At 59.4% G+C, this 14,556-nt stretch carries 9 protein-coding genes; 4 read left to right on the top strand and 5 right to left on the bottom strand.

Annotation, left to right across the window (positions count from 1 at the left end; translation table 11 throughout):
- The first annotated feature begins 6 nt into the window (after positions 1 to 6).
- The 3 genes from G6M89_RS08055 to G6M89_RS08045 are packed head-to-tail and all read left to right on the top strand — an operon-like array spanning position 7 to position 6,322.
- Complete coding sequence (locus G6M89_RS08055; protein ID WP_165161268.1) at positions 7 to 2,952, top strand: hypothetical protein; 2,946 nt, start codon at positions 7 to 9, stop codon at positions 2,950 to 2,952.
- Positions 2,953 to 3,978 (top strand): hypothetical protein, encoded by a 1,026-nt coding sequence (locus tag G6M89_RS08050; RefSeq protein ID WP_206335462.1) that lies wholly within the window; start codon positions 2,953 to 2,955, stop codon positions 3,976 to 3,978.
- Complete coding sequence (locus tag G6M89_RS08045) at positions 3,971 to 6,322, top strand: hypothetical protein (protein ID WP_165161267.1); 2,352 nt, start codon at positions 3,971 to 3,973, stop codon at positions 6,320 to 6,322. Before G6M89_RS08050 ends, G6M89_RS08045 begins: the two co-directional genes overlap by 8 nt.
- A gap of 135 nt (positions 6,323 to 6,457) precedes the next feature.
- Here the strand turns inward: G6M89_RS08045 and G6M89_RS08040 are convergent, their stop codons facing one another.
- From G6M89_RS08040 to G6M89_RS08020, 5 genes are read right to left on the bottom strand one after another with little or no spacing between them, the layout of a single operon-like run.
- Entirely contained in the window at positions 6,458 to 9,385 is a 2,928-nt protein-coding gene (locus tag G6M89_RS08040) for a PQQ-binding-like beta-propeller repeat protein (protein ID WP_165161266.1), read from the bottom strand.
- Positions 9,375 to 11,165 carry an ATP-binding protein gene (locus tag G6M89_RS08035; RefSeq protein ID WP_165161265.1) on the bottom strand — a complete coding sequence of 597 codons (1,791 nt, stop codon included), beginning with the start codon at positions 11,163 to 11,165 and terminating at the stop codon, positions 9,375 to 9,377. Before G6M89_RS08035 ends, G6M89_RS08040 begins: the two co-directional genes overlap by 11 nt.
- A complete protein-coding gene (locus tag G6M89_RS08030; RefSeq protein ID WP_165161264.1) occupies positions 11,158 to 11,868 on the bottom strand; it encodes a hypothetical protein in 711 nt (236 codons plus the stop codon). Before G6M89_RS08030 ends, G6M89_RS08035 begins: the two co-directional genes overlap by 8 nt.
- 1 nt (position 11,869) lies before the next feature.
- Positions 11,870 to 12,931, bottom strand: a complete 1,062-nt coding sequence (locus tag G6M89_RS08025; protein ID WP_165161263.1) for a hypothetical protein — start codon at positions 12,929 to 12,931, stop codon at positions 11,870 to 11,872.
- Between the two features lie 35 nt (positions 12,932 to 12,966).
- A complete protein-coding gene (locus G6M89_RS08020; RefSeq protein WP_165161262.1) occupies positions 12,967 to 14,085 on the bottom strand; it encodes a hypothetical protein in 1,119 nt (372 codons plus the stop codon).
- A 206-nt stretch (positions 14,086 to 14,291) separates the two neighbouring features.
- Between G6M89_RS08020 and G6M89_RS08015 the strand changes: the two genes are divergently transcribed.
- A complete protein-coding gene (locus tag G6M89_RS08015) occupies positions 14,292 to 14,549 on the top strand; it encodes a bacteriophage holin (RefSeq protein WP_165161261.1) in 258 nt (85 codons plus the stop codon).
- The last annotated feature ends 7 nt before the right edge of the window (positions 14,550 to 14,556 follow it).

Here is a 14,556-nt window from a genome sequence, read left to right as displayed (position 1 = left end):
TGACCGATGGTAGTACACGGAACCCACGCCGATCAACGCTCGAGCGCCCGACGACTACTGACGGTCTTCCTTCTCGTCATCGCGATTGCGTTCGCCGGCGCGGTAATCGCTGACGTCGCGGTCGGTGAAGACAGTCAAGACGACAGCGAAGACGCAATCGAACGAAGCGGTCATAATCTGAGCATTGGGCTCACGGATGTCGACGGCGACGTCAACGAGGTACGCGTCACTGTTGAGGACACAGACGTGCTGTACGAACAGAACGCGACTGACGAAAGCCAAATCGACATCGACGTCACCCAACCCGAAGAGGGAACCGTTGGCGGAACGTCGCTCATTGATCCAAACGTCACCGTCACGGCCGTGACTGACGAAGACGAAGAGACGCTCGTCGACGGCGTACCGGTCGGACTCCACGCTGTCTCGTTTGCCTCCGAGGCACCTGTGTGGATCGACGAGGCCGTCAACGAGGGCGAAAGCGACATACTTCGTGTTCCGCTTTACGAGTCGGCAACGACCGGTGTCGCCGACGGGGATGAGGTTTCCGTCGTTGTAAACGGCGACGAGGAGGCGCCGCTCACCGGCATCGTTAGCGCTAACGCCAGCCAACTCGCTCTCGAGCGTGAGGAACTCAAGGCACTCGAGGACGTATCGGTCGAATCAGAAATCGGAGTCGATGTACGGGCCGACGATGAATCCGTTACCGAAGACCCCCACATCCTCGAAGCCGAACTGCGTTCGATTGACGATCAACTCGTCTTCTGGCATCCCCTGCTCGTGGACAGACAAACGTACGACATCGTCGCTGATGACGGCAACGGTCAGTACGTGAGCTCCTCCGTCGAACCGAGTCAGCCTGGTGCCCTCGAACTTTCCTCACTATCACCTGACGCAACCATAGACATAGACGTCACCGGCAATGACTTCGAACTTGAGGAGACGGAACTCGAGTACAACGGCGCGTTCGAGATGATGGGGACAGTTCAGGGCGGTGACTCGACCGTCATGTTCGATGAGAATGAGTGGGCTGCCGATCTCGAGGTGACAAGCGCCGTTCTCGAGTCAGAAGACGATCAGCCGCAGTCACTTGACACCGATGGGATCGACGAGGATGGCAGTCTTTCGGTCACTCTCGAAGACGGCGCGCTGACCGAAGACGACTCACTCTTGTTGCAAACGCCAGCCGGTGTGGCATCGGTCACACTCGAGGAGTCGACTCCTGGAGAGACCGATGAAGAGAGCGACACGATGGGGGCCGTCCTCAGTGCTGGGCAACTCGCCACACCAGTCGTACTTTCGCTTGCGTTCGGGCTCGGAATCGGCGTTGTCGGGGCTCGTTTTGGCGGTTCTCCGACGCCGGTGACGGTCGGCCTCGCAAGTCTGATCGGATTCTGCCTGACGCTTGCGACGACCTTGATCGTCCTTCTGATGACAGACAGCGTTCAACCGATAGATTCACTCACCCACGGAATTGCTGCAAGCGGTGTTCTCCTTGCGACGGTGCTGGCTCCGACGTCGTACTATCTGCTTGGAAAGCGATTCGCCGCGGGACCGACAGGATTTACGGCCGATGTAGCAATCACCGACGGGAGCGACCCGATAACAGAGCCGATCACGGTCTATTACGAGAAAGGCGACGGCAGCCGGGCTGGGAAAGAACAGATTAGCGGGGGCGGAGGAAACATCCGCCTTCCCAGCCGCGGCGCGTGGAAACTGGTCGCCGAACGTGGCACTGATAGGTCCGACCCCGTCGAGATCAGTCATCGAAGTGCGAGTGCCACCCTCACTGTTACCTCCGCGACGACGCTTGCCGTGGTCGATCAGGCGAGCGGTGAGGCGATCCCGAACGCAACGGTTCGCACCACCGATGGTTCGATAGCAACGGACAAACGCGGCCGGGTTACCATTGAGCCACCAACCGACGACTCGAGTACGCACCTCGAGGCCGAGTTTGATCATGAAAAGTACCACGAGCAGTCGAAAACCGTTCGCTTTGATCGACGTGCCGACGGGAGGGTCAGACTCGCGCCGCGAACTGGGCGCATGCAGATCGTCTCACGAATTGACGGCGTCGCGACGGAGTCCATGGCGCTTCGAGTGACGCCGGCCGAGAACGAACAGTTCCTCAGATACCGCTCTGAAGGATTCGAAGAGACGACCGGTGGAGACGGGGTCGCAACCCGAGATGACGTGCTCGTCGGCACGTACCGGGTCGGGATCTCTTCGCCCGGCAACCGTTCGGATATCTTCGCCCAAGGCGAAACTGACGTCGTCATCCGGGAAGGTGACACGGCGCGGGTTGACGTCGATGCGCAGTTCACCTGGACGCTCTCACCAACCCACAAGGATCAAATCGCCCGAATCCGGGACGACTTGCGGTCGCTTTCGGCACACTCCGGGCGTGATACGTCGATTCCAGCCTACTACGCGTCGGTTGTCGAATCGATGCTCGAGACTGTTGAATCGATGCCAGACGCTGGCCATCACTTCGCCGGGGCCGGCGCTGACCCCGATTCGGTCGCTGACGCCGTGCTTGAGGCTGCTGCAAAGACGACCGATGCGATTAATGATGCGATGACAACGAAACGCAACATCGATCTCTTTGCCGCCTGCGCAGATATGTCCGAACCGCGTTCCGGCGCTCGGTGGCGCGGCGAACACGATCTTGAGGAACTGCTCGAGCGGCTTGCAGACGATCCGATGAGCCAGCGTAACGAGCTCAAACAACGCTACGAGGCCGTCGCTGGTCAGATCGAAGACGCCCGTCAAGATGTCTCCGAGGTTGCACCGGCGCGTGAGATGCACCGGCGCGCTTGGGATATGGTCGGTGACACCGACCGTGGTGACGACGCGATAGCCATTGTCTATGCGTCCCTGCTCGTGCTCGATTCGGTCGAAAAGATGTTTGAGCACGATTTCCTCCGCGAACGACTCTCACGGACGGTGTTCTAGATGTACGAACAGACACACACCAACACGACTGGACCCAGCGCTCGATCGGTGATCCTCGTTGCGATCGTTGCCGTCGCAGCCGTCGCAACGGCGACTCTGTTCGTCGCGAGCGTCGCCGCGGACGAGCCAGAGACAGCGAACGAGTACTTCGACGAGTTCCGTGCAATGGAAGGAACCGAAGCCTACGAAGAGTACGACGAGTTCGAAACCCTTCGGACGTTCGCCGTCACGCAAGTACAGGAAATCGGCACCCTCGATGCAGACGAACAAGCCGAACTCGAAGCCGTCCGCCAGACGATGCTCGCCTTCGAGCAGGCGTACGAACACGCGGAGGGCGGCGACTACGAGGAAAGCCTCGAGTACGCTGAAGAGGTCGACAGTCACGTCGACGAACTCGAGGAGCACGAACAGACTCAGGCAACACTCGCCGATCTTGCAGTGACGCGGTTCTACGAAGGGCTGGCTGACGGCCTTCACGATGATGCTGAAGCCGTTGATCGGACGCCAGATCGACTCGACCTGCTCTCGCTGACCGCGACAGCCTACGAGCGAGCGAACATGCCCGACGAGGCAGCGGAGTTCAATTTGCAAGTCGAACAAGAGACCGCAGCCTACGAGGCCGCGCTCGAGGAAATGAACGACACTGAGAATGACGCTGAGGCGTTCTTCGGGGACTGTGTGGACTGCGATAACGTGGGCAGCGCCGTCGCCGGTGCGCCGAACGCCCTCGAGACTTTCGAGAGGTATCAAGAGATCCAATCGGTCAATGCCAAGGTCGGAGACGTCCGTGGAGAGGCTGAAACGCATGGATTAGAGGAGCGAGAGGAAGAACTCGCGACGATCGACGAGGAGGCCGGGAACGCCCATCTCTCGCTCGCGGTCGCATCGACCTCGGTACTCGTAGGATATGGCATCATCGTCGGCTTGTTGGGGACAGTCCTCCTTGGGCGGATTTTCCTCTGGAAACGAACATACGACAGGGCGCAAGTCGGTTCGGTTGTGACGGTGGGTGATGGCGATGTCTAGGCGAACGGTTGCGACACTCGCGATTCTTGCCGTCGTTGTAGTGGCAATACTGGGGACACTACCGGTGGCGCAGGCTGGTGAAGTCATCGACGTCACTGGGAACGACGACGTCGAGATACTGACCGGCGAGAGTGACGAAACCACGATCGAAGTGTCGACGATCGACAACACTGGCGAGGAAGAAGAGGCCGACGACGTCGACGCCGATATTTCCGTTGACGATACCGGACTGCCGTTCGACGTCGAGGAAACAACCGTGACAATCCCGCCGGGCGACACCGAAACCGTCAATCTCGAGGTTGACGTGGACGACGACGCCGACCCCGATACATACTCCGTTTCCGGAGATGTGAACGGCGAACCGTTCTCGTTTGACGTGACCGTCGAATCGCAACCGCCGCTTCCTGGTTTCGAGGACGAACCCCTCGACGCCGGCGACATTCTCGTCGGCGAAACGGTGTCCGACGAGTTCGTCGTTGAGGAACTCGGTGGGGACGAGGGACTCGACGGCGTTGAGTGGGATATCGTCAGCGATGACCCCGACGCCGATCTCAGCTTCGACGATTTGAGCAGCAGTGGCGGCTGGGGCGGGAGCGACGGCGTCCAGACTGATCCCGGCGGCGAGGACACCGCTGAATGGGAGGTCTCAGTCGATGACGACGCGGACCAACACGAGTCACTGTCCTGGACGGTCGACCTCTGGGACGAGAACAACCCTGACGAGGCCCGTGAGGTCGATGTCGAGGCGAATGTGATCTATCCCGGCTACTACGGGACCCTCGAGTTCGAGGAAACGATGGTCTTTGACGAACCGAGGGACGAAAATGACGTGATCACGCAGACGCTCGAGTTGGACGTGCCGAACGACGGCGATGAGCCACTCGAGGTCGGTAGCATAAGGGGATCAGCGTCGAACGCCGACATCAGCGTCGACACCGAGAATGTTCCCGATGAAATCGATGCGCAGTCGAGCGAAACGATAGACGTCGTCGTCGCCGCGGACACCGATCTCTCGGAAGGCGAGTACGACTTCTCTGCGACTGCGAGCGCCGACGATGTTGACACCGACGATGGAACGTATGACGGTGATATCGAAATCATACATGAGACCGAACTTACCGTTGAGAGCGTCTCAATCGGCGAGGTGGCGATTGGTGAGAGCGAGCAAGTCGCGACCGAACTCAAGGAAGAACTCGGCTACAACGACATTGACGACCTCGAGTTAGCCCAAGATGAGGGGCCCGACGAGTGGCTGGTCGTCGAAGAGGAACCAACGTCGCTGTCAGCCGGCGAAACCGACGACGTCGTCTTCGACCTCGAGTTCGATACGGATGCTGAACTGGGCGAGAACTACGAATGGGTTCACACCGCTGACGGTGACGGCGTCGAAGCCGAATCCATCTCCGTTTCTGCCTCGCCGGTTCCGCTCGACCTCGATCCGATCCGTGACGACCTCTCTGGTCACAGTGGGCCTGTTGCCGACGGAACCCTTGAGATGGTCGAGACGATGGACGAGCAGATGCAAGCCGGCGAGGCTGACGATGACGACATCTCGACGGTGCTGACCTTCGGCAGCGCGTCGACGCTTTACCTCGACGCCGCAGAGGAGGCAAACGAGCTGGTTGACGACGACGACCACGAGGAGGCACAGGCTGAAATTGTCCAGTCGTCGGCCGCCTACAACACGATGACGCTCTACGCAGACCAGATCGAGGGCGACCAACAACGTGACGACAGTGAGGCCATCCTCGAGACCGCCGAAGCGGATCTGGAAGAGTTGATCGACGCACAGGAAGCCCACTACGAACAGCGCCTCGAGTCCGGCGAACTCTCGTTGCTTGAGGAGGCGACGATCCAACGAGAGCTCGCCCGTATTGCCCTCCTGCAGGGTGACGACGAACGCGCGGACGCACTCGAGAGCGATGCAGAGTCGGCGTTCGAGGAGTACTCCGAGGCGGTCTCAGACGGTGAAGGGGCGGCCCAGTCGAGCGAAGATACCTGGCAGACGATGGAGTCCGAGCAGTTCGTGACAGTACTTGGCCAGCCGTTGATGGTCAATCCGGCGGAGTACGACACGTTCACCGACAGAACCGACGAGTTACACGATTCATATGATGCGTCGGTGACTGCGTTTGAGGATGCAGGTGAATCCAGCCGCGCCGAAGTAGTTGCAAGCGAACACGAGGACCGAAGCGGGTCGCTCACTATCGCGCAGACGTCGTTATTCGTCGCCACCGGCGTCTACGGGCTCGTTGCCATCGGAATCGTCACCCGAATCTCCAGACGGATGTACTGGTACCTCCGCGACGCTCGCGAGTCGGTCACTGGCGACTTCCTCATGTAGGTATCAGACCCAAGCATCGATCCGTCTATTCCGAATCGTCTCAGTTTCAGAGCAAGAAGAACCGGAACCGTAACTTACGGAAGTTGTTTCAATGGCATCAGTGCCAGATAACGAGGTGAAATCCTGAAAAGAAAGCTACCGCCGACGAAGCGACGTTGACAGCGACGACGGTAATTCGGGGACCGAGAGGGTCTCGTTGCCAGCTGTCGCCTCGTCAAGTCGTTCGACAGACCACGCCGCGAGATGGTCGTCAGTCCACTCCGCTTCGTTGGTGACTGCTGGCCCTGACGCACGGACGGTATACGCTCGTTCAGAACTGTCCTCGAGCATGTAGCTCACGGTTGCTTCGAAGGTCGGTTCGTCAATACCACTTTCCAAGTCGACGAAATGTTCGATCCAGTCACCGGCCGCCAGTTCGCCGCGGCGCGCCTCGGAATAAAACATATCATTGATTGGGTCGCCAGTTGCTGACACTGAGACATCCAGCAGCGGTCGGTTGCTTTCGTTCTTGAAGACGAGCACAACAGAACCGTACTCTCCCGCAGCCTGAGTCTCAGGCCCGATGGCGGCAGTGAGCAACATGTTCTCGGGCGACGATGAGCCGGTGGCCGTTCCACCCCCCTCGAGCGGCGTCACCGCCGCCAGCGCGTCAATCGTCTCCTCTTTGCCGTCGTCGTAGCGAACGGCGATCGAGAGGCCAACGGCGTCGCGTTCAACACCCAATCCGCGCCCATCTCCGCCGACAGTGTCGAGAGAGGCGGTAACGGTCGCCGTTGCACCAGCCTCGAGTCGCTCGTCGATCGACTCTGGACGGCTCGGTCCGTCGATTTCAACGCCAAGCACCCGACAGTTGCGGTCGTCGCGGTTCGCCAGATCTGCGACGACGGTTCCGTCCGTTGGGTCGACTGCTGCCCTGACGGCGAGTCCCTCGCTCGAGACCTCGAGTCGGCGCTCGGGAAGCCGGTCGACGATGGTTCCGCCAGCCTCGACCGTCGCGGGCGCTAGAACCACGCCGTCGATGGAGACAGCACCGACAGCGCGCTCTACGGTTGCCGTTTCGCCAGCCGGAACAGATCCAAGTTCGACCCGTTCATCATCGATGATAACCGAAACCTCCTCAGCGCGACCGTCCACTGCCGAGACGACGATACGATCTCGGACTGCGTGGCCGAGCACGAGAGAGTCGTCGACGCGACGAGTTACAGAAAGTGATTGAGAGTCAGCGTCGGTCGCGGTGGTGCTCTGGCTCTGGTCTGGAGGGCCTGAGAGATGGCGTTTCGGACCCCTCGAGTCAGTCGGGTCGGATGCAGCAAACGTATCGGCTGCTCCCGGGTCAGACCCGGGGTCGGAGCGCGAATCGGAACCAGGCTGGCGCGATGGTGGGTCGGAACGGGAACGAGAACTGGAACGGTTACCACGGCGCTCGCGAGTGGACCTGGTTCCCGATGACGTCGTGAACAGACTCAAATCGGAGACCTGGACCCGCTCGTCGACATCGATTGCATCGAGTGCGATACGCGCGGTCCCATCTTCGTACAGAGGGACGACTACGAGGAGTTCGTCACCGTCGATCGTCACCGGCGATCGAACACGGCCGGCACCGGGCACCTCGATCACCAGCCTATCCGAGACCGGCGGGTCGCCATCGGTCACGATCGTCGCTCGAATCGCGTCGCGACCGGATTCGACGTCGATCGTCGGGAGCGCAGGGAGCGTACAGGTCGGCGCGTATTCCCGACGGCGATCCCCGCGAAACACCTCGAGGCCAACTGAAACGCGCCGATCGGGCTCGTAGGGTCGGGTTACCGACCCCGTCCACGTCTCACCAGGTTGGAGTTCGTCCGTCCCGGTTTCGGTCTCGAGCAGCGAGACCGAATCGAGCGCCACGCCGCCAACATTCTCGACGGTCACCGCGAGTTTGGCTACGCCATCATCGATCGACGCTGTCTCAAGAGCGGCGTCGACAGCCAGTCCCCCGCTAGCGGCGTCTTCGACTGTAATCGACGTCTCGGAGGCCACCGAGCCATCGACGGCGATTGAGAGATCAGCCACACCCTCCGCGCGGACCGCCGACACTGGAAAATCAACGAGTTCTGTTACTCCGGGCGCAACGGACACCGTCCGCTCCGCCGGCGAGAGCGAACAGCCCGTGACGTCAACGGTGAGCGTTGCGGTCCGCTCCCGATCCGTCGGGTTCGAGACGTGAATGTCGATGGTTCCACCGATGCCGACAGTCTCGGTCGCGACCTCGAGGCCGAGTTGCTCGCGCGTGTGAACATACGTGGCTACCGTTCCGCCTCGCACCGCACAAACGAGTGTCCCCGAGGGCGTGGTGTACGTCTCGCCGCCAGGGAGGTCGCCGACCGGTTCGGTCGTCCCGTCAGAACTGACCGACCGTGTTCCGTCGGTCGTGCTCACGAGTACCGTGCCTTCGCCGACCGGTGCGACGTGGTTTGCTTCGAGTTCCGTCCGCCACCGCGGGTCGCCGGTACCGGCCTGAAGCCCGACGAGTTGATCGCTCTGCAGGGCTGCGACGAGCGTGTCATCACAGCGTCCAACGCTTCGAACGACCGCCGAAAGGTCACGATCGAAGTCGACGTGTCCCTCGACGTCGACATGGGTGAGGAACGTCCAGGTGGCGATCAAAAACCCGGTTGGAACCGCGATAAGGGCGTCATCAGGGCCACCGGGTCGAGATCGTTCAACGTCGAATCGCTCGCGGCCACTCGAGACGTCGATTCCAGATACCCGATCGGGACCGAGCACGCCGCAGATGTCTGCGTTGGTGATAGCAGCAATCGCATGGGCATCCTCGACGGACTGAGTCCACAATCGGTCACCCGTCCGCGAGTATGTGGTGAGTTCGCCGGGAGAAAGAACGATCACCCGGTCCGCAACGGCAACGTCGAGGATCCGGTCGCCGTGGTCGATCCCGGTCGAGTCACTCCCTGTAACCAGTTCGAGGCGATCCTCGAGTCCGATCGCGATCACATCGTGGCCGACACCGACAGCCTCAACCCGCCGACTCTCGAAGGAACCGACCTGTCTGTAGTTATCGGTCATCGGACTCACCCCCAGTACCGAACTCAAAGCCGTCTTCGTCTGATCCGTCAGTGGCACTAGCACCGTCAACACCAACGTCATCCCTTCCAACGGCGTCGCTGGTTGCGGACTCGGTCATCGCGAAACCGTCCATGTCCCTCGCTTGAGCGCCGTCCGATCTGGAATCGCCACCAGAGCCCCCGCCAGATTCACTAGCAGAATTACCGCCAGAGCCGCCACCTAACAGCCGCTCGAGCGACGACGGTTCGTTCCCGAGTTGCATCCCCAACCGGTCCGCCTGTGCCTCAACGTATCGGCGCAGTTCTGGATACCCCTCGAGATCGTCGATCTTGGTGCGGACGCTAGCGACGTACTGGCGAATCGTCTTCGGATCGGTCCGCTCGAGGCGATCAACGAAGTACTCAGTGTCGGGCTCGATCGGGTCTCGTTCCGGAAGATAGACGCTCTCGACGAACTCCCGCTGGAGATCGCTGCCGAGGACGCGATCGGCGATTTCAGCCGGAGTGTATCCTTCCGAGGCGACGCCGAGACGCTCGTAATCAATGGTTTCAGTCTCCGTCATCGACGAAAGATGTTTCCGCCAGACCTCGGCCATTACTTCCCGATCGGGCTGTGGGATGAACTGCTGGATCGGAAACCGCCGGGTCGCAGCCGGATCAATCGTAAACGGCATATTCGTCGCGCCGATTACGAGGAGGTTGTCTTCGATCTCGTTCATCTCCTGGAGGAAGGCGTTAGTCAGCGACCGCTCGTGGCGCTGCAACGAGTCGTCACCGCGGTCTGGAATAAGGGTATCAACCTCGTCAAAAAAGAGGACAGCAAACCCCTCCTGGGCGATTCCGTGAGCCTTCTCGAAAATCGCCTCGACGCGTTTCTCGGACTCGCCGGAGTACTTCGAGAGCACGTCGCTGCCCTTGATCTCGAGGAACTTTACCTCGCCGTAGCTATCCTCAATGTTTGAGTTGTATTTAGCCTCGTAGGCGATTGCCTCAGAGATCAGCGTCTTCCCGCAACCAGGCGGCCCGTACAGCAGCATACTGTTACCTCGCGAGGCGAACTCGTCACCGTACCGTTCGACAACCTCGTCACGAACGTCGGGATCAAACAGCGCAAGCAGGTTCTCCGCTGTTCGTTTCACCTCCGGCAGCCCAGCGACATCCTCCTCAAAGCTGACTGTCGGCTTCTTGGGCTCGAGCGATACCTGTACCTCCTCATCATCGCCGGCTTCGCCTTCTCCCGCACCGCCACCAGGACCGCGCCCGGTTGCGTTTCTCGTTGCTCGCAGTTCCCGCAGTTCGCCGGCGTCAATGAACTCAAGGTCCGTGTTCGGAGTGACTCGAAGCGTGGTGTAGCCCGAGGGCTCCATCTCAGCAACCTCGAACGTCGCCAGATCGTCGCCTTTCGGAACGACCTCTTCCATCGGGTGTAACAGGTAATCGTTCTCCCGGAGGAACGGCTCGAGGTCGTCCGGGGCGACTTCACTCGTGTGAATCTTCGCTCTGGAACACTCTACGACGTCACGTTTGCCGGCATCAGGATCGACGAGAAAGTCAGTCCCACGGTCGATTCCCCCGAACACCGTCTTGACGTTCTGGTGCATTCGAACTTTGTTCCCGATACCGTCAACAATTGAGTCATCAATCGGCTCGACATAGAAAAATGCCCGCCCATCGTTGTGACGGATCTCGACGGTGTCGGTGTTTGGACCGACTTTTTTCGCCCCGATTTTGATTTTCGAGGTTGGCTGATCTCGTTTCAGTATTGGCGTCAGATTAAGCATTGTCGTTACTCTGTGGTTGTAGCTGCGTCGTGGCTTGCTCGATCGTCGATAACAGTTCTCCCTGGCGCTGGTCAGTCCGATTACGAACGTACCGTGAATCAGCATCGGCTCGCTGAACAACAAGCAACAGTGTCTCAAGCATCTCGACGACCGCCTCGCAGCCGTTGATGAGTAGGCGATCTGTCTCTGCGGCCCGCACCCGACGGACGATTCTCCTGAAATCCTCAACAATTCTATCAAGTCGGGCCGAGAGCGTTTCGATGACCGGACGCCAGTTAGACGCGTACGGTTCGGCGCCCGAAAGCGGAACAAGAACCCAGGAATCGACTGTCTCAAACCGTTCGTCAGTCACAACTCGGTTGGCGATCCCCGGGTCAAGTTGGTCGGTTGTCGCCCCACCGCGTTCGTAACTAGTCTCAAGAACGCGACGTACGAGGGGGAATTCGTCTCGATCAGCGTCAGTACAGTTTGGGTTTGTCACGTTCGTTCGACTGCTGCGACCACCGCCCGCATTCGATACGAGTTCCACTCGCGGTGGAAACGGCGCCCCGGCGCGGAGCAACTCGGCTAAATCGACAAGTGCGTCCATCGTCGCATCGATCCGGTGACCCAGTTCGACCCCTGAAAATGTTCGCAAGGAGAGGAGCTGTTCTCCCTGCCGATCGATCCGTCGGATTCCTTGCAGTAGCGAGTCCGCACGCATCCTACGACATCTCGAGTTCGTTCGCTTCCGCCTCCCGTTCCGCCTCACTTTGCATCTCCTCGCCAGCGGTCTGCTGTGCGGTTTCACCGACCCCGTCGATGCTGCCAAGGACGTCGTCAACCACGCTGCCGACTTCGTGGTCCGGCGTCTGCTCGATTGCTTCTTGAATGCCGCCGACACCCGCAAGTTGAGTTGTCAGTTCGCCCATATTGTCAACAATGTTCATCGCCTCGTCTGGGAACGTCTGCTTTTTCAGCGCCTGAGTACGAACCTGCTCTCGCTTGTTCCCGAGTGTCGTCTTGGCTGATTCCAACATTTCGATGTTATCAGCGAGTCTATCGGCCCCGCTCTCGACTTTCTCCGCTAAGTTCTCTTGATCCGCCTCTTTCATCTTCTTGTGGTAGATCAGCTTCCGTTTGAGCTGTTGGAAGCGGTCACGTTCGTCCTGAGAAAGCGCCGACGGATCGTCCGGAACGCCAGGTCCATCGCCAAGGCTCCTGAGTTCCTGGGCAGTTTCTTCCAAATGTTCGTCGATCTTTCCTGATTCCTGGTCGATGTCGTCGATCCGATTCTCAAGTTTTTTCTTTGCGTCGTCGACTCGTCCGATAGTCTCGGTGATCTTTTCCACACAGGCGTCGATTGCGGCCGCCCAGTTCAGGATCATCCGTCCATTTATCTCTTCGGGGTTCTTGCCGGGATTGCGAAGCATCACGACCTGTCCACTTTGTAACTCGAGGATGTCCTCGTCAGCGAAGAACTCGATCAGCGCCTCGGCTTGCTGCGTGCTGGTGACGATATCGCCGTCCTCGTCGCTGGCGGCTGCGAGCGTCTCGATTGCCTGTCTGCGATCGATTCGCCCATTCCCCTCTTTAAGTTCCATCGAACCGAGCAAGTCAGTCTTGATGATCGCCCGAACAGCACGTTCCCACTCGCCTTCGATATCGTCGCCCTCAATCCACCTGGCGTCGAGACGGACTGGGTCAGCCGTCTGGTTGACCGGATCCGCGATCACGTATTCCCGTCCGTCGCTTTCTATGCGTTCGAATTCGTATTTTTGCGGCATTGTTGATCAGTTGCTGTATGTCGTTTTGGTATCAATTATTCGGCCATTCCGCCGAACTCCTCCTCATTAACGAGTTCTCGGTACCGTTCTCGAACTGCGTCGCGAACGTACTCGTTGACCGCCGTCGCGTTGCTAACATGTAGTTCCTCGAAATACTCCTCAGCCAGTTCGACCCACTCCGGCAGTGTTCCAGGAAGCTGTTCCTGATCGGCTTTCAGATCGGTTCGAATCCGCCTGGCGTGGTCCTCGGCCACGTCCTCGAACGGATCGACCGCCTCGACCATCTCCCGTCCCGCCTCGAGACCGAGGCGATCAACCAGTGTATCGGCGGTGCTCTCGAGGAGTTCCCGGCGAACACTGCGAGCCTGCGAGAGAACATCGAACCGACTCTCAATCTCATTTTCAACGACGCGGTCAAACTCGTTGGTTTGAAGCACGTAACTCGAGTCCTCGAACACCGCTTCGACGGCGTCTTCAATCTCTTCGGCCAGGTACCGAGCGTACTCGTCGAGCGCCTCCTCGACCAGATACTCTCCATCCAGGTCGACAATGTATCCCTCCCGATCGAGATACCGAATCACGTCCGAGGTTGCGTCGACGTCGATGACGTTCTCGAGGTCACTGTGGGCAATCTTTCCGTCTGACGCCTCTCGCTCGAGTCGGGAGTCGAGACCGACGTCGTCGGCGTGTTCTTTGAGTTGCGGGCCGATTGTGTAGTAATCGCGTTTGCCAGCGGTGATCCGCCGGAGGTAGTTTCGTTCCGCGAGTTCGTCGGCGAAGAACTCCATGTCATCAATCGCCAGCGAAAACCGCGAACGGAGCGTCTCGCCGGTGACAACAAGACGTTGACCGAATAAGTTCGTGAGTTCGCGAGTGATGTTCATGTTCCCTTTGACACCGAACGGATCGACGTAGAAAACGCCGTCCCGAAGTTGCTCAACGTCGACGAACTCGTCGGTCGCCATCTCGGCCAGTGCCTTGCGCATATCACTGACAGAAAGCGACCGTGCGTTGACGAACCCGACGTCTGAACTCTCGTACGCGGATTTGATCTCCCCCTTCTGATCGGAGACGTAGATAAATCCGTAATTGTCCTGTGCGATGTCTCGACAGACATCTTCCAGAACGTCAGTATCAACAGGTAAGAGAGTCATTGTAAAATGACACACATGCTCGCATACTAAAACTTGCGCCCATCGGCCGTTGAGGGGGTAACACGTACGAATTTAATTCCACGGTTGGACGGGAAAATACAGCGCGCAGACGCATGTCATAGATTTACCACCGGAACGACGGTACGCTTCGAGGATGCAATCGAAAACGCAACCACAACGGACGGCACCGGAGACGAAGTCGTCCCGTGAACTGCACAGTCGACTCGATCCTAGCATTCGGGTTCGCACTCGGCACGACAGTCGCGGCGAGTATCGGCTTCATCGGTGTCGCCTCGAGAATTGGCTGGGGGAACCAGTGGCGGACGCTGTTCGCCGACCTGTATCCCGGCTTCGAAGCCGATCAGGGCGGCACGTTAACTGGAATCGTCTGGGGCGGTCTCGATGGCTTTGCCGCTGGCGTTGCATTCGGCTGGCTCTACAATCAGTTCAAACGAACGTCGTGAGAGGATT

This window comes from Natronolimnobius sp. AArcel1 (assembly GCF_011043775.1).
Taxonomy (GTDB): Archaea; Halobacteriota; Halobacteria; order Halobacteriales; family Natrialbaceae; genus Natronolimnobius.
The sequence above is the reverse complement of the archived record's forward strand: the minus strand, read 5'-3'. Positions and strand labels throughout refer to the sequence as shown.

Bases quoted from the DNA above. Each gene is read 5' to 3' on its own strand.
- G6M89_RS08050 (WP_206335462.1), top strand. From the start codon at position 2,953: ATGTACGAACAGACACACACCAACACGACTGGACCCAGCGCTCGATCG.
- G6M89_RS08035 (WP_165161265.1), bottom strand. From the start codon at position 11,165: ATGCTTAATCTGACGCCAATACTGAAACGAGATCAGCCAACCTCGAAA.
- G6M89_RS08030 (WP_165161264.1), bottom strand. From the start codon at position 11,868: ATGCGTGCGGACTCGCTACTGCAAGGAATCCGACGGATCGATCGGCAG.
- G6M89_RS08025 (WP_165161263.1), bottom strand. From the start codon at position 12,931: ATGCCGCAAAAATACGAATTCGAACGCATAGAAAGCGACGGACGGGAA.
- G6M89_RS08040 (WP_165161266.1), bottom strand. From the start codon at position 9,385: ATGACCGATAACTACAGACAGGTCGGTTCCTTCGAGAGTCGGCGGGTT.
- G6M89_RS08055 (WP_165161268.1), top strand. From the start codon at position 7: ATGGTAGTACACGGAACCCACGCCGATCAACGCTCGAGCGCCCGACGA.
- G6M89_RS08045 (WP_165161267.1), top strand. From the start codon at position 3,971: ATGTCTAGGCGAACGGTTGCGACACTCGCGATTCTTGCCGTCGTTGTA.
- G6M89_RS08020 (WP_165161262.1), bottom strand. From the start codon at position 14,085: ATGACTCTCTTACCTGTTGATACTGACGTTCTGGAAGATGTCTGTCGA.